Origin of the sequence: Salipiger bermudensis HTCC2601, assembly GCF_000153725.1 — a bacterium.
Lineage (GTDB): Bacteria > Pseudomonadota > Alphaproteobacteria > Rhodobacterales > Rhodobacteraceae > Salipiger > Salipiger bermudensis.
The window spans coordinates 68,333-81,807 of record NZ_DS022279.1 but is presented as its reverse complement, the minus strand read 5'-3'; the positions used below and the strand labels follow the sequence as shown (position 1 = coordinate 81,807).

The following is a 13,475-nucleotide window of genomic DNA, read 5'->3' as shown; positions in this document are numbered from 1 at the left end:
CCGCCGGCGGCGTGCGGCGCAGCACCGGCTCCGGGAGGGATCGCCATGAACGTCATGACCTATACAGACGCCCGCAACGGCCTCGCCAAGGCGCTCGACAAGGTGGTCGAGGACCGCGAGGAGCTGGTCATCACCCGCACCGGCCGCGAGGGCGTGGTGATGGTTGCGCAGGAGGAGTGGGACGCGATCCAGACCACGCTCTACCTGCTGTCCTCGCCGCGCAACGCCGCCCGCTTGCGCGCCTCCATTGCCGAGTTCGATGCGGGTGAGGGTCTCGAGGTCGAGCGCGTCGATGAAGATTACGTTCTCAAGTAAGGCCTGGGCCGAGCACCGCCACTGGCAGGACACCGACCGACAGGGTTTGAAACGGCTCAACAAGCTGATCGAGGAATGCCGCCGTCATCCGTATGACGGCACCGGCAAGCCCGAGCCGCTCAAGGGTGACCTGAGCGGCTGGTGGTCCCGCCGCATCACCCGCGAGCACCGCCTGGTCTACCGCGTCCGCGGCGAGGGCGCGGCGCAGGTGCTCGAAATCGCGCAGTGCCGGTTCCATTATTGAGCGGAAAGGGTGGCGGGCTGCGATCGAGGGTGATTGGGGGAGCTGCGGAGGACCAGATCACGATGTCCGCTTGCGGCTCTCCTGCGACATTCATGCAATGCGCAGCATGCCGCGAGGCGTTGGCTCGAAGGGCGGACAGTGTGCATTCGCTGCAGGTGCGAGGCTGGCGTGCACAGATGGCGACAGCCGACATTCAAGCAGCAAAGTGTCAGTGGTGTATGCTACTGTGCGAAAGACGGTTTGATGCCCTTTCTGAATGATGGTTCATTATTAGCAGTGGGCAACTTCAAAGTCAGCATCGTTGACCAAGGGCTGGCATATTGGGTAGTCTGATTTCAGTCAATGAGGTGGAGCTACCTATCGGTAAGTGTCGCCTCTGCAGAGGAGTATAGTCATTTGGATAGCCTAATGGACAGTGAGCAAAGCTCGGATCAGCCGCCAGCTCTCCTGCTTCTGCTTTTAGTTGAAATGCATTTGGATCAATTGGATGATACTTGGAAATGGTTTATCCAGGTACCGGAGCTTGATTTTATTTCAAGCAGAGGGGTAAGTTCTGAGGCGATTTCGAGGAATTTTGAGGGAATTCTTAAAGGCAAGGATTTCAACGACTTTACATTTGGAAGAATCTCAAATGGGGATATTTTAGAACCTCATAGAGCATCCTTCCTAATTGGGAGGTATTTGGAATCTGATGATGGTGACTCTCGCGACAGGCTGCTCCAGTCTATTCCTCAGTCGACCGACCTGATGGCCACAATAGAGGAGGGCGAGACTACTGAAGACTTTGCAAAGAGCCTTCTTTCCTTGGTAATCGAATGCCGAACAACAATCGCAGCCGCAGGATTTGACGCTGCGTTGGAAGAAATCAGCAAAGATCCAAGACGGCACGAGGTTTTAACCTGATGGTTGGGTGGCTGAAATCTCTGTTGGAGTTGAACGCAAGAGTTTTTTCTCTCCTCGAGGATGTGCAGAAAATCAATGTTCGTGTAAATGATGTCGATGATAGGGTTCGAAATATGGGCCGAGAAGTGTCTGAGTTGCAAGGGATGCTCAAAGCCTATCGCTTTTCAAACACGGACGGTTCTCAAAATGAGCGTGATCTGAAACTGATAGAAAGCAAAGTGGATCTTTTGGCGGCAAAGTTGGATATAAAAACAATCTCGCATGCCGATAACAAGCCGGTGGAGCGCTTAGAAGTAGAGGATGCCAAGCCGGATGAAGATGAAAATGAAGTTGAGTAGAGCGCAGGGAGGTTCAGCCTTAACCAATGCTTGGTTCTTGTGTGAGATTATATAATTTCAGGCGGTGCTTGGCTGGGCAAAAGTCCGCTGATCGAAGCTTGCACCGCCAAAATGCTTCGCGGTGCACGAACGGCGACAAAGTCTAGCCGCGCCGCAGCGTATTAGCTGACAGTGAATGGTAGGTCTGGGCCGGAAGCGCCGGTAAGCCGAGGCATGGATAAACCTGCAGCCACGTCCGCTCCGACAACACCGCTCCATCCAGCCGCGGCGGACGGCCTTAGCCGTCCGCCCGCAACCGCCACTCAGTACCGCCGCGCCATCGCCTCCAGCGGGACGGGCGTGATGCGGCTCGCGTGGCCGGCGGTGCCGAAGGCCTCGAAGCGGGCCTTGCAGAGCGCGGTCATCAGCGCCTTTCCTTCCTTGAGATACTTGCGCGGGTCGAACTCGCCCGGGTTGTCGGACAGCACCCGGCGCACCCCCGCCGTCATCGCCATGCGGTTGTCGGTGTCGATGTTGACCTTGCGCACGCCCGAGCGGATGCCGCGCTGGATCTCCTCCACCGGCACGCCCCAGGTCGGGCGCATGTCGCCGCCATAGCTGTTGATCAGCAGCCGCAGATCCTCGGGCACCGAGGACGAGCCGTGCATCACCAGATGCGTGTCCGGCAGGCGGCGGTTGATCTCTTCGATGACGCTCATCGCGAGGATCTCGCCATCGGGCTGGCGGGTGAACTTGTAGGCGCCGTGGCTGGTGCCCATCGCCACCGCCAGCGCATCGACGCCGGTCTCGCGCACGAAGCGCTCGGCCTCTTCCGGGTCGGTCAGCAGCTGCTCTTCCGAGAGCTTCTCGGTAGCGCCGTGACCGTCCTCCTGGTCGCCCATGCCGGTCTCGAGCGAGCCCAGAACGCCAAGCTCGCCTTCGACCGAGACGCCGCAGGCATGGGCCATCTCGGTGACCCGGGCGGTGATGTCGCGGTTATAGGCGTACTCCGCCGGGGTGGTGCCGTCCGCCAGCAGCGAGCCGTCCATCATCACCGAGGTAAAGCCGTGCTGGATCGCGGTGGCGCAGGTCGCAAGGTTGTTGCCGTGGTCGAGATGCATGCAGACCGGCACCTCGGGGAAGGTCTCGACCAGCCCGTCGATCAGCCGCGCCAGCAGCACGTCGCCGGCATAGGCCCGCGCCCCGCGCGACGCCGCCAGGATCACCGGCGCGTCGGTCTCGCGCGCGGCGGTCATGATCGCCAGACCCATCTCCATGTTCGAGATGTTGAAGGCCGGGACGGCGTAGCCGTTCTCGGCGGCGTGGTCGAGCAGCTGGCGAAGCGTGATGCGGGGCATGGGGTCAGGTCTCCTCCCGGATATAGCGGGCAATGGTGTCGATCTCTTCCGGCGCCCCGAAGGCCAGCGCCACGTTCTGGTGCGGCGTTTCGGGGATCAGGTCGAGGATGCGGGTGGTGCCGTCGGTGGCGCGGCCGCCGGCGGCTTCGATCATCAGCGCGATGGGCACCGCCTCGTAGGCCAGCCGCAGCCGGCCCTGCCGGTAGCCCTCGCGCCGGTCGGCGGGGTAGATGAAGGCGCCGCCCTTGAGCAGGATGCGGTGCAGCTCGCCCACCGCCGCCGCCAGCCAGCGCATGTTGAAGTCGCGCCCGCGCGGGCCGTCCTTGCCGGCGCGCAGGTCGCGCGCCCAGGCCTGCAGCCCCTCGGGCCAGTGGCGCTCGTTCGAGGCGTTGTAGGCGATGGTCGAGGCGGTGGGCTTCAGCGTCACGTCGCGGGCGCTCATGCGGAAATCCTGCCCGTCGAAGGTGGCGATCTGCACCCCCTGCCCGGTGGTGTAGCCAAAATCCAGCGAGTGCCCGAACGAGGCATAACCCGCCGCCACGGCCTCGGAGCCGCGCCGGGCAAAATCGCGCGGCCCGGTGGGATAGATCACGAAGAGCATCCCCAGCGGAGCGCCGATGCCGATCGAGCCCGAGCCGTCGATCGGGTCGATGGCGATGTCGTAAAGGCCATCCGGATCCAGCGTCTCGACCTCTTCGGCCTCTTCCGAGAGCATGTGCCGCACACCGCAGCCATGCAGCTCGGCGAGGATGTGGTCATGGGCGCCGACGTCGAGCGCCTTCTGCGCATCGCCGCTCTCGTTGTTGCCCACGAGCTCCGCCGGGTTGCCCGGCAGTTTCCCCGCCGCCAGCCGCGCGCCGATGGCCGGCAGCGCATGGGCGAGAGCGCCGATGATGCGCCCCACCCCATCTTCGGGCAGGCATGCGGGAAGGATCTCCGCCGTGATCAGGCGGTCGTTGGGCAGGGTCAGCATGACAGGAATTCCGTGGCTCGGGGGAGGCCCGGCACAAAGGCGCGCCGGGCCGGGATGCCCCCTGTTTATGCCGTGTGGTACTTGGCGTCGACCGCGTCGATGGCGCGGACATTGCCGGCCGACTTGCCTTCGGGATCGAAGGAGGACGACAGGAAGGCGTCGGCGATGTCCTTGGCGAGCTCGACGCCCACCACCCGCGCGCCCATGGTGATGATATGGGCGTTGTTCGAGGTCGCGGCCTTCCCGGCGGAATAGGTGTCGTGGGTCTGCGCCGCGCGGATGCCGGGCACCTTGTTGGCGGCGAGGCAGACACCGATGCCGGTGCCGCAGCACAGGATCGCCTTGTCATAGGTGCCGTCCAGCACCTGCGTCGCCACCCGGTCCGAGAGGTTGGCGTAGAAATCGTCTGGCCCGGCCTCGGTGCGCGAGATCTCCGCGACCTCGTAGCCGGGGTTCTGCGCCAGGTACTCGGCCAGCGCGATGGCGAGGGGTTCTCCGGCGCTGTCGCCGGCCACTGCGATCTTCATGTCATTTCCTCCGTCTTGGCGTTTGAATCCAGTACCGCGCCGCAGCGCGCGAGAATGTCGAGATAGCCGGCCACGTCCCAGGCCGAGCGCCCGATGAAGAGCCCGTCGATATGCGGGCAGGCGATCAGCTCGGCGCAGTTGCCGGGATTGACTGAGCCGCCGTAGAGGCAGGGAATGCGGCGCCCGAGGATCTCCTCGGCGACGGCGATAATCTCGGCCTGGCGGGCGTCGGCATAGTCTGCCGTCGCCGGAATGCCGTTCTCGCCGATGGCCCAGACCGGTTCGTAGGCGAGCCAGATCTCCACCGCCTTCTGATCGTCCGTAAGCTTGGAGAGCGCGCCGCGCACCTGTGCCGCCAGCACCTCCGCCGCGCGACCGCTTTCGCGGTCGGCCAATGTCTCGCCGATGCAGATCAGAGGCACGAGGCCATGGCGCACCGCCGCTTCGGTCTTGAGGCCGACGGTCTCGTCGGTCTCGCCGAAATGCTCGCGGCGCTCGGAATGGCCGAGCTCGACGATCTCGAGCCCGCAATCGGTGAGCATCGGGGCCGAGACCTCGCCGGTCCAAGCACCCTTGTCGGCCCAGTGCATGTTCTGTGCGCCGACCAGGACCGGTGCCTCCGACAGCGCCGCCTTGACCTCGCGCACGGCGGTGAAGGGCGGGATCACGAAGCTCTGGATGCGCGGATCGAGCTCGGCCGCAGCCAGCCCGTCAGCCCAAGTACGAGCCTCGGCGAGGGTCTTGTTCATCTTCCAGCTGGTGCCGATCCAAACGCTTGGCATCGAGTCGTCTCCTCCGTCTTCGGGAAGATAGATAACACCGATCGACACTTTATCAACATTATTTTTGTTATTTTGTGATTCTTCATGTTACCACTTCCGCGACTGATAGCGCATGACAGCGCCCTGACCCGGAGGAAAATCCCGATGCTCGATCACAGCCAACTGGCCGCCAAGGCGGCGATCGACCCTGCCAACTTCGCCCTCGCCAACTGCCTGCGCGCGCTGGCCATCGACGCCGTCAACGCCGCCAATTCCGGCCACCCCGGTGCGCCGATGGGCATGGCCGACGCGGCCACGGTGCTGTTCCGCAACCACCTGAAGTTCGACGCCTCCGCTCCCGACTGGCCCGACCGCGACCGCTTTGTCCTGTCCAACGGACACGCCTCGATGCTGCTCTACGGGCTGCTGCACCTGACCGGCTACGCCGACATGACGCTCGAGCAGATCCGCAACTTCCGGCAATGGGGTGCGATCACTGCCGGGCACCCGGAATGGGGCCATGCCAAGGGGATCGAGACCACCACCGGCCCGCTCGGACAGGGCATCGCCACCGCCGTCGGCATGGCGCTGGCCGAACGCCGCATGGCAGACGAGTTCCCCGGCCTCGTCGATCACCGCACCTGGGTGATGCTGGGCGATGGCTGCCTGCAGGAGGGCATCGGGCAAGAGGCGATCTCGCTGGCCGGCCATCTCGGCCTCGGCAAGCTCAACGTGCTTTACGATGACAACGACATTACCATCGACGGGCCGACCTCGGTGTCGTTCTCAGAGGACGTGCCCAAGCGGCTCGAGGCCTGCGGTTGGCACGTGATCCGCTGCGACGGCCACGATGCCGACGCGCTCGATGCCGCCATGGGGCAGGCCAAGGCGGAAACCACCCGTCCCAGCCTCATCGCCATGAAGACGGTGATCGGCTTTGGCGCCCCCAACCGCGCCGGCACCGCCAAGGCACACGGTGCGCCGCTTGGGGCGGACGAGGGCGCGCTGGCCAAGCAGGCGCTCGGCTGGGACGCCGCGCCGTTCGAGATCCCAGCCGACCTGGCGAAGGAATGGCGCGCCATCGGGGCGCGCGGCTCGGACGCCCGGGCCGCTTGGGAAGACGCCCTCGCCGCCTCCGATCAGGCCCCGGCCTTCCGCCAGCGCATCGCGGGCGACCTGCCCAAGGGGTATGACTCGGCGGTCGCACAGGCCCGCGCGGCGCTCTTTGCAGAACCGCAGGCCATCGCCACGCGCAAGGCCTCGCAGGTGGCGCTCGAAAGCCTCACCGAGGCAGTGCCCGCGATGATCGGCGGAAGCGCCGATCTCACCGGCTCGAATCTCACCCGGGTTCCGGCGGTGGACAGCCTCTTCAGCCCCGAAAGCTCGGGCCGTTACATCGGCTATGGCGTGCGCGAATTCGGCATGGCGGCGGCGATGAACGGGCTGGCGCTGCATGGCGGCTTCAAGCCCTATGGCGGCACCTTCCTGGTGTTCTCGGACTATGCCCGCAACGCCATCCGGCTCTCGGCGCTGATGGGGCTCGGCGTCACTTACGTGATGACCCATGACAGCATCGGCCTTGGCGAGGACGGCCCGACCCACCAGCCGGTCGAGCATCTCGCCTCGTTGCGCGCGATCCCCAACCTCAACGTCTTCCGGCCCGCCGACGCGGTCGAGACACTGGAGGCGTGGGACATCGCGCTGCGCTCTCCCGCCACGCCGTCGCTCTTGGCGCTGTCACGGCAGGGCGTGCCGCAACTGCGCGAGGCGGGCGACGAGAACCTCACCGCGCGCGGTGGCTACGTGATCCGGCAGTTCGGCGAGGGGCGCGACGTGACGCTGCTGGCCACCGGCACCGAGGTGGCGCTTGCCGTCGAGGCGGCAGAAGCCCTGCACGCGGAAGGTCACGCGGTCGCCGTGGTCTCGATGCCCTGCTGGGAGCTCTTCGACGCCCAGCCAGAGGCCTATCGCGACGAGGTGCTGGGCCTCGCGCCGCGCATCGCGGTCGAAGCCGCCCTGCCCTTCGGCTGGACCCGCTACGTGGCGCGCGAGGCAGATGTGGTGGGGATGCCGGGCTTTGGCGCCTCGGCCCCGGCAGAGCGGCTCTATGCCGAGTTCGGCATCACCTGCGACGCCATCGTCGCCCGCGCCAAGGCGCATCTCGCCGGGTAGATGGCAACTGCAGCGCGGGCCGGAGGCGCTCCGGCCCGCGCGCTCGAAAGCCCTGTCAGCCGTTGACGACCGACAGCTCGGCGCCCGCGGGCACCACGATGTCCAGCACGCCCTTCACGGCGTGGGCCGCCTCGGCGCCCTTCTTCACGAAATGCTCGGCGAAGAAGGCGTTGTGGGTCTCGGTCTCCTGGTAGTGGTGCGGCGTGAGCGAGACCGAGAACACCGGCACGCCGGTGGTCATCTGCGCGTCCATCAGCCCCTTCACCACCGCGTCGGCGACGAAGTCGTGACGGTAGATGCCGCCATCCACCACGAAGGCCGCGGCGACCACGGCGTCATAGCGCCCGGTCTCGGCCAGGCGCTTGGCCAGAAACGGCATCTCGAACGCGCCGGGCACGTCATAGGCATCAATCGCCGCGCCGGGCAGGATGTCGGCGGCCTCGGCCAGGAAGCCCTCGTGCGCGCGGTCGACGATGTCGGCGTGCCAGCGCGCGCGGATGAAGGCGATACGGGTCTGTGTCTGATCGGTCATTTCGGAACCCTCCGTTGATCACAAAAGGTCCCAGAGCTTTCGAACGCACAGGGCGCGCAAACGCCCGGCACGATACGTCTCTTCCATCCGGACTTTCACCGTCGGCCCCGGGATTCCACCGGATCTGCTAGACCCCTTCCTTGGGAAGGGCGCTCGCGGGCTGTCACCGCCGGTGGGGAATTTCACCCCGCCCTGAGAACGGGCGCACAATATGCGAGTCGCTCCGCAACGCAAGAGCGCAGTTGTGACCGCCAAAGAAACTTCCCAGAGCCGTACCCCCGTTATCGGACGGTTGCCGCCCGTGGCGGTCCCGGGCACAGTCGGCGCCAAGCTCTGTTTTGGAAAGCCGCGCCCATGATGAAGGACATCAACCTCAACGCGATGAACTACTTCGAGGCGGTGGCCCGGCTCGGCGGCATCTCGAAGGCCGCCGAGGAGCTTGGCGTGAGCCCTTCGGCGGTGAGCCAGCAGATCCGCCAGTTCGAACAGCAGTTCGGCGTTCTGCTGTTCCGGCGCGAGAAGCGCCGCCTGTCGCTGACCTCGGACGGTGAGCGCCTGTTCCAGACCACCAGCCAGGCGTTCCGGATGATGCGCGACGTGCGTCAGGCGATCCAGCGCCAGCGCGAGGCACGGCACTTCATCCTGCGCGTCTCGCCCTCCTTCGCGGTGCGCTGGCTGGCGCCGCGGCTGAAGGAATTCCTCGATCTCACGCCGAACTGGCAGGTGCGCATCGACGCGGCGCCGGATTTCTCGGATTTCGAGACCGAGGTGGTCGATCTCGACCTGCGCTACGGCGAGGGCGGCTGGTCCGGGCTGCACCAGGAGCCGGTGATGCACGACGTGGTGTTTCCGATGTGCTCGCCGGCCTATCTCGAGCAGCTGCGGGCGCGCTCGGACGATCCCATCGGGCAGCTGCGGCAGGCCCAGCTCATCGACTCGGTCAAGACGCATTACCGCTGGGATTTCTGGCTGGCGCGGCACGGGGTGATGGGCGAGCGCATGGTCTACCCGCTGCGGCTCGACCGCTCGTCGATGGCGCTGCAATTGGCCACCGACGGCGCCGGCGTGGTGCTCGAGAGTACGACACTGGCCCTGCCCGAGCTGGAAAGCGGCGCGCTGGTGCCGCTCTCGACCGCCTTCGAGGCGATCCGCTTCCCGGCCTACTGGCTGGTCTGCCCGGCGCGCCACACCAACCGCCGCATCGTGCGGATCTTCTCCGACTGGATCCGCGAGCTTGGCGCCGCGCATGACGCCCGCGCCCGCGACCTCGTCACCGGGTTCGGCCTGCGCATCGACGAGCAGCAGGGCCGGCAGCTCCCGGGCGAGGAATTCGCCGCAGACTGAGACGATGTCAGCTCAGCGCGGACCGGACATAATCGCGGCCCCGGCCCCGAGTGGAGGGGCCGGGGCCGTGAGACGCCCGCGCTGGAGGAGGTCGCGGGCGTCGGGAGGATCAGTAGATCGTCAGGGCCGGCACGTAGGAGATCAGCAGCAGCACCACGATCGACACCGCGTAGAACGGCAGCAGCGACTTCACCACCGAGCCGATCCCGGTCTGGGCGATGGCGGCCGAGATGAACAATGTCGTGCCCACGGGCGGCGTGTAGAGCCCCACCGCGAGGTTCACCACCATCATCAGCCCCAGCTGCACAAGGTCGAGCCCGATGGCGTTGGCGATTGTGACGAACAGCGGCCCGAGCAGAAGCACCGCCGCCGGCAGGTCGAGGAAGGTGCCCACGATGATCATCACGAGGTTCAGGGCAAGGATCACCATCCACGGCTCGCTCAGGGTCTCGGTGACCCAGATCGCAAGGGTCTGCGGCGTGCGCTCGGCGGTTAGGATCCACTGGATCGCCGACGAGGCCATGATGATGATCAGCACCGCGCCGGTCATCACGCCGGTGTCGATCATCGCCTTCCAGATGTCCTTGAGCGTCAGGTCGCGATAGATCACGCCCGACACGAAGAGCGCGTAGGCCACCGCCATCACCGACACCTCGGTCGGCGTCGCGATGCCGAAGCGCAGCGTGCCGATGACGAAGATCGGCATCAAGAGCGCCGGGATCGCGTGCAGCAGCTCGCCCTTGTAGGCGCGGAAGCCGCCCGGCACCTCGGCGGTCGGCAGGCCCAGCCGCCGCGCCACCCACCACACGGCGGTGAACATGCCGATGCCCAGCATCACGCCCGGCAGGATGCCCGCAACGAACAGATCGATGATCGAGGTGTTGGACACCAGCCCGTACAGGATCAGCGGGATCGACGGCGGGATCAGGACCGACACGGTCGAGGACGAGGCGTTGACCGCGGCGGCAAACCCGCCCGGATAGCCCTCTTTCTTCTGCACCGGGATCAGCGCGTTGCCGAGCGCCGAGGCATCCGCCACCGCCGAGCCCGAGACGCCGCCGAACATCACCGAGCCGATGATCGAGACTTGCGCCAGACCGCCCTTGAAGCGACCCACCAGCAGCTTCGCGATGGTCACGAGATGCTCGCCGAAGCGGCCCGACATCATCAGGCTGCCGGCAAGGATGAAGAACGGGATCGCCAGCATCGGGAAGCTCTGCGTCGGCGAGTAGAGCCGCTGCGCAATCACCGCCATCGGCTTGCCCTCGACCCAGAGCGCGAAGGCCGTGGCGCCGAGCATGGCATGGGCCACGGGCACCGAGACCAGCAGCAGCACCGGGAACACGATAATCAGGAGCTTGACCATGTCGGGGCCTTTCTCAGCTGAAGCTTTGCTGGGGGAGGTCGCGATCGTAGTGCGGCGCGAAGATCTGTCGCAGCAGGGTGATCACCGCCTGCGCCGCCATCGCGCCGAAGGCATAGTAGAGGCTGATATAGCCCCAGTATTGCGACACCGGGATCTCCGAGAGGCGCTGGAACTGCGAGGCGCGGATGATCGGCCCGCTGGTGCGGATCACCGTCAGCGCGATCACCAGCACCGCCACCGAGACCAGCATCGCCACCCCGCGCTGCAGCGTCTCGGGCAGGATGCCGATCAGCGCGTCGACCGAGATGTGCCAGCCGCGCACCGAGGCCACGGCGATGCCGCCGGCGACCAGCCAGGGGAACAGGATGGCGTGGATCTCGTAGGCCCAGGCCAGTCCGCTGCCGAAGGCGTAGCGCAGCACCACGTTCACCAGCAGCGCGCAGAAGGTTAAGCTCAGCGTGACGAAGATGATCGCCGCGCCCGAGCCCTCGATCACCCGCTCCACGATCCGGAGCGGGCGCAGGAGGGAGCGGCCGAGGCCGCTCCCCTTGGAAGGGCTTTCGCCGGTCACTGGGTGGCCTCGCGCAGCGCCCCGATCAGGTCGCCGTAGTCGCCCTCGTACTGGTCGTAGACACCGGCCGTGGCGTCGATGAAGGCCTGACGGTCCTCGACCTCGGCAAAGGTCGCGCCCTCCGCTTCCATGGTCTCGCGCAGCGACTTGCCCTGGCTCAGCGACAGGCCACGCTGATACCAGCCCGCCTGCTCGGCGGCGCCCTCGATGCACTCCTGCGTCGCCTCGTCGAGGCCCGACCACCACACCATCGAGGCCACCACCGGGGTGGATTCGTACTTGTGCCCGGTCAGGGTGATGTAGGGGGTGATCTCGTGCAGCTTGGCCGAGTAGATGTTGGTCAGCGGGTTTTCCTGGCCCTCGAACACGCCCGATTGCAGCGCGGTCGGCAGCTCGGACCAGGCCAGCGGCGCCGGCGACGCGCCGAGCGCCTCGAAGGCCGCGATGGTGGTCTCGTCCGACGGGGTGCGGATCTGCATGCCCTCGAGATCGGCCGGGGTCGGCACGTTCTTCGACGTGTGCGAGACGTGGCGGATGCCGTTGTCCCAGAAGGTGAGGATCTTCAGCCCGGCATTCTGGGCCTTCGCGTCGAGCATGTCGCCGACTTCACCGTCGAGCACGCTCCACACCGTCGGCAGGTCCTCGAACAGGAACGGCAGGCCAAGCATCCCGGCCTCGGGCACGATCTGCGCCAGCGGGCCCTGGCTGTTGGCCGACATCTGGATGACGCCGCCGGCGACCGAGGTCAGCATCTCGACATCGTTGCCCATGGTGGCCGAGGCCGCGACGTTGACGGTGGTCTCACCGCCGGTGCAGGCGGGCACGAGGTCGGCGAACATCTCGGCGGCCGCATAGCGCGGGTTGCCGGGGTTCGCGCCGTGGGCAAAGATCACCTCGTCGGCAAAGGCCGGGGCCGAGGTCAGGGCGGTGGCGGCAAGCAGCGCGCCGGTCAGGGTGAATTTCATGGTGTCTCCTCCTTGATTGGTCCGGGGCGTTTCGGCCCCTCGCCGGTATGTCCGGCGTGACCCCGGGCGGTGTGTCCGCCCGGAGATACGGTCTCCCGCCGCCCGCGTGAACCGCGGAATGGCGGCGGGAGGTCTTTCCTCCTCAGTGGATCAGCGATCCACCATTCACGTCGACCTCGGTGCCGGTGCAGTAGCTCGACAGGTCCGAGGCCAGGAACAGGGCGCAGCCCGCCACGTCGTCGGCGGTGCCGGCGCGGCCCATCGGAATGCCAGCCAGGACCTGCGCGCGCATCTCGTCGGTCAGCTTGCCGGCGGTGATGTCGGTGGCGATGAAGCCCGGGCAGATCGCGTTGACCCGCACCCCGTCGGGCGCCAGCTCGCGCGCCATCGCCTTGGTCAGGCCAAGCACGCCCGCCTTGGCGGCCGAGTAGTGCGGGCCGCCGAAGATGCCGCCGCCGCGCTGCGCCGAGACCGAGGACATGTTGACCACCGAGCCGGTCTGCCGCTCGCGCCAGTGCGGGATCAGCGCCTGCGTCATGTAGAGCGTGCCGCGCAGGTTCACGTCGGTCACCGCGTCATAGTTCTCGGGCGCGATCTCCATGATCTTCAGCGGCTGGGTGATGCCGGCGTTGTTGACCAGGATGTCGACCGCGCCGAGCTTTTCGATGACGGCGGCGGCAGTGGCAAAGCAGGCCTCCTTGTCGGTGACGTTGCAGGCCATGCCCATATGGCCTTCGCCCGGAAGATCATCCGCGGCGGCCTGCGCCTGGGCGGCGTCGAGGTCGGTGATGACCACGGTCGCGCCATGCTCGGCAAAGAGCTTCGCCGTCGCCTTGCCAAGGCCGCGCGGGCTCGCGGCCCCGGTCACGACGGCAATTTTACCAGTCAGAAGTCCCATCTTCATCCTTTCTGTCTCTCGGCGGGGCAGTCCCCACCTGTCATGTCTCCGGTCGGCTGGCACCGGACCGTGATCTCCGCGGCAAGGGGCAACGGCAGGCAGCGCGCACTGCATCCCCGGGGAATATGTCTTTCGGCTGATCCTCCCCTGCGGCTCTCCCCTGCCGCGGTTTGAAAGACCATGACAAAGCCCCCGCCCCGAATAAATGAACAAAACTTAACAAGCTGAT

General features: G+C 66.2%; 15 protein-coding genes and 1 riboswitch. Of the genes, 6 read left to right on the top strand and 9 right to left on the bottom strand.

Annotation, left to right across the window (positions count from 1 at the left end):
* Nucleotides 1-45: 45 nt before the first annotated feature.
* The 4 genes from R2601_RS24320 (at nucleotide 46) to R2601_RS24310 (ending at nucleotide 1,800) form a co-directional block, all read left to right on the top strand.
* Nucleotides 46-315, top strand: coding sequence for a type II toxin-antitoxin system Phd/YefM family antitoxin (locus R2601_RS24320; RefSeq protein ID WP_007803699.1), 270 nt, complete (start codon nucleotides 46-48; stop codon nucleotides 313-315).
* On the top strand, nucleotides 293-559 hold the full coding sequence (locus R2601_RS24315; protein ID WP_007803697.1) for a Txe/YoeB family addiction module toxin: 267 nt from the start codon (nucleotides 293-295) through the stop codon (nucleotides 557-559). Before R2601_RS24320 ends, R2601_RS24315 begins: the two co-directional genes overlap by 23 nt.
* Before the next feature lie 408 nt (nucleotides 560-967).
* A complete protein-coding gene (locus R2601_RS26735; protein ID WP_144266947.1) occupies nucleotides 968-1,462 on the top strand; it encodes a hypothetical protein in 495 nt (164 codons plus the stop codon).
* Nucleotides 1,462-1,800: a hypothetical protein gene (locus tag R2601_RS24310; protein WP_040546061.1), complete on the top strand. Its 339-nt coding sequence runs from the start codon at nucleotides 1,462-1,464 to the stop codon at nucleotides 1,798-1,800. The genes R2601_RS26735 and R2601_RS24310 overlap by 1 nt, the downstream gene beginning before the upstream one ends.
* A gap of 302 nt (nucleotides 1,801-2,102) precedes the next feature.
* On the opposite strand, the gene fba is transcribed toward R2601_RS24310, so the two are convergent.
* The 4 genes from fba to R2601_RS24290 form a co-directional block, all read right to left on the bottom strand.
* Nucleotides 2,103-3,137 (bottom strand): class II fructose-bisphosphate aldolase, encoded by a 1,035-nt coding sequence (gene fba, locus R2601_RS24305; protein ID WP_007803693.1) that lies wholly within the window; start codon nucleotides 3,135-3,137, stop codon nucleotides 2,103-2,105.
* A gap of 4 nt (nucleotides 3,138-3,141) precedes the next feature.
* The gene (locus R2601_RS24300; RefSeq protein ID WP_007803691.1) at nucleotides 3,142-4,110 is read right to left on the bottom strand and encodes a class 1 fructose-bisphosphatase; all 969 of its coding nucleotides are present in this window, start codon (nucleotides 4,108-4,110) and stop codon (nucleotides 3,142-3,144) included.
* A gap of 65 nt (nucleotides 4,111-4,175) precedes the next feature.
* Nucleotides 4,176-4,637: a D-erythrulose-4-phosphate isomerase gene (derI, locus tag R2601_RS24295; protein WP_007803690.1), complete on the bottom strand. Its 462-nt coding sequence runs from the start codon at nucleotides 4,635-4,637 to the stop codon at nucleotides 4,176-4,178.
* Nucleotides 4,634-5,419, bottom strand: a complete 786-nt coding sequence (locus tag R2601_RS24290; protein ID WP_007803688.1) for a triose-phosphate isomerase — start codon at nucleotides 5,417-5,419, stop codon at nucleotides 4,634-4,636. Before R2601_RS24290 ends, derI begins: the two co-directional genes overlap by 4 nt.
* 144 nt (nucleotides 5,420-5,563) lie before the next feature.
* Here R2601_RS24290 and tkt point away from each other — a divergent pair, with 144 nt between their 5' ends.
* Nucleotides 5,564-7,570, top strand: a complete 2,007-nt coding sequence (tkt, locus tag R2601_RS24285; protein WP_007803686.1) for a transketolase — start codon at nucleotides 5,564-5,566, stop codon at nucleotides 7,568-7,570.
* A 55-nt stretch (nucleotides 7,571-7,625) separates the two neighbouring features.
* On the opposite strand, the gene R2601_RS24280 is transcribed toward tkt, so the two are convergent.
* Complete coding sequence (locus tag R2601_RS24280; RefSeq protein ID WP_007803684.1) at nucleotides 7,626-8,102, bottom strand: 6,7-dimethyl-8-ribityllumazine synthase; 477 nt, start codon at nucleotides 8,100-8,102, stop codon at nucleotides 7,626-7,628.
* 72 nt (nucleotides 8,103-8,174) lie between these two features.
* Nucleotides 8,175-8,306: riboswitch (FMN riboswitch) on the bottom strand.
* A 150-nt stretch (nucleotides 8,307-8,456) separates the two neighbouring features.
* Here R2601_RS24280 and R2601_RS24275 point away from each other — a divergent pair.
* A complete protein-coding gene (locus R2601_RS24275) occupies nucleotides 8,457-9,446 on the top strand; it encodes a LysR substrate-binding domain-containing protein (RefSeq protein ID WP_007803682.1) in 990 nt (329 codons plus the stop codon).
* Nucleotides 9,447-9,555: 109 nt separating this feature from the next.
* Here R2601_RS24275 and R2601_RS24270 read toward each other — a convergent pair whose 3' ends face one another.
* The 4 genes from R2601_RS24270 to R2601_RS24255 form a co-directional block, all read right to left on the bottom strand.
* On the bottom strand, nucleotides 9,556-10,812 hold the full coding sequence (locus R2601_RS24270; protein WP_007803680.1) for a TRAP transporter large permease: 1,257 nt from the start codon (nucleotides 10,810-10,812) through the stop codon (nucleotides 9,556-9,558).
* 13 nt (nucleotides 10,813-10,825) lie between these two features.
* Nucleotides 10,826-11,383 (bottom strand): TRAP transporter small permease, encoded by a 558-nt coding sequence (locus tag R2601_RS24265; protein ID WP_007803678.1) that lies wholly within the window; start codon nucleotides 11,381-11,383, stop codon nucleotides 10,826-10,828.
* Complete coding sequence (locus R2601_RS24260) at nucleotides 11,380-12,348, bottom strand: TRAP transporter substrate-binding protein (protein WP_007803676.1); 969 nt, start codon at nucleotides 12,346-12,348, stop codon at nucleotides 11,380-11,382. The genes R2601_RS24265 and R2601_RS24260 overlap by 4 nt, the downstream gene beginning before the upstream one ends.
* A gap of 142 nt (nucleotides 12,349-12,490) precedes the next feature.
* Complete coding sequence (locus R2601_RS24255; RefSeq protein ID WP_040546059.1) at nucleotides 12,491-13,246, bottom strand: SDR family NAD(P)-dependent oxidoreductase; 756 nt, start codon at nucleotides 13,244-13,246, stop codon at nucleotides 12,491-12,493.
* Nucleotides 13,247-13,475: the final 229 nt, after the last annotated feature.

What these genes read in the sequence shown, in the direction of transcription:
- R2601_RS24275 (WP_007803682.1), top strand. Translation starts at nt 8,457, where the DNA reads ATGATGAAGGACATCAACCTCAACGCGATGAACTACTTCGAGGCGGTG.
- R2601_RS24260 (WP_007803676.1), bottom strand. Translation starts at nt 12,348, where the DNA reads ATGAAATTCACCCTGACCGGCGCGCTGCTTGCCGCCACCGCCCTGACC.
- fba (WP_007803693.1), bottom strand. Translation starts at nt 3,137, where the DNA reads ATGCCCCGCATCACGCTTCGCCAGCTGCTCGACCACGCCGCCGAGAAC.
- R2601_RS24255 (WP_040546059.1), bottom strand. Translation starts at nt 13,246, where the DNA reads ATGGGACTTCTGACTGGTAAAATTGCCGTCGTGACCGGGGCCGCGAGC.
- derI (WP_007803690.1), bottom strand. Translation starts at nt 4,637, where the DNA reads ATGAAGATCGCAGTGGCCGGCGACAGCGCCGGAGAACCCCTCGCCATC.
- R2601_RS24310 (WP_040546061.1), top strand. Translation starts at nt 1,462, where the DNA reads ATGGTTGGGTGGCTGAAATCTCTGTTGGAGTTGAACGCAAGAGTTTTT.
- R2601_RS26735 (WP_144266947.1), top strand. Translation starts at nt 968, where the DNA reads ATGGACAGTGAGCAAAGCTCGGATCAGCCGCCAGCTCTCCTGCTTCTG.
- R2601_RS24290 (WP_007803688.1), bottom strand. Translation starts at nt 5,419, where the DNA reads ATGCCAAGCGTTTGGATCGGCACCAGCTGGAAGATGAACAAGACCCTC.
- R2601_RS24270 (WP_007803680.1), bottom strand. Translation starts at nt 10,812, where the DNA reads ATGGTCAAGCTCCTGATTATCGTGTTCCCGGTGCTGCTGCTGGTCTCG.
- R2601_RS24300 (WP_007803691.1), bottom strand. Translation starts at nt 4,110, where the DNA reads ATGCTGACCCTGCCCAACGACCGCCTGATCACGGCGGAGATCCTTCCC.
- R2601_RS24280 (WP_007803684.1), bottom strand. Translation starts at nt 8,102, where the DNA reads ATGACCGATCAGACACAGACCCGTATCGCCTTCATCCGCGCGCGCTGG.
- R2601_RS24315 (WP_007803697.1), top strand. Translation starts at nt 293, where the DNA reads ATGAAGATTACGTTCTCAAGTAAGGCCTGGGCCGAGCACCGCCACTGG.
- tkt (WP_007803686.1), top strand. Translation starts at nt 5,564, where the DNA reads ATGCTCGATCACAGCCAACTGGCCGCCAAGGCGGCGATCGACCCTGCC.
- R2601_RS24320 (WP_007803699.1), top strand. Translation starts at nt 46, where the DNA reads ATGAACGTCATGACCTATACAGACGCCCGCAACGGCCTCGCCAAGGCG.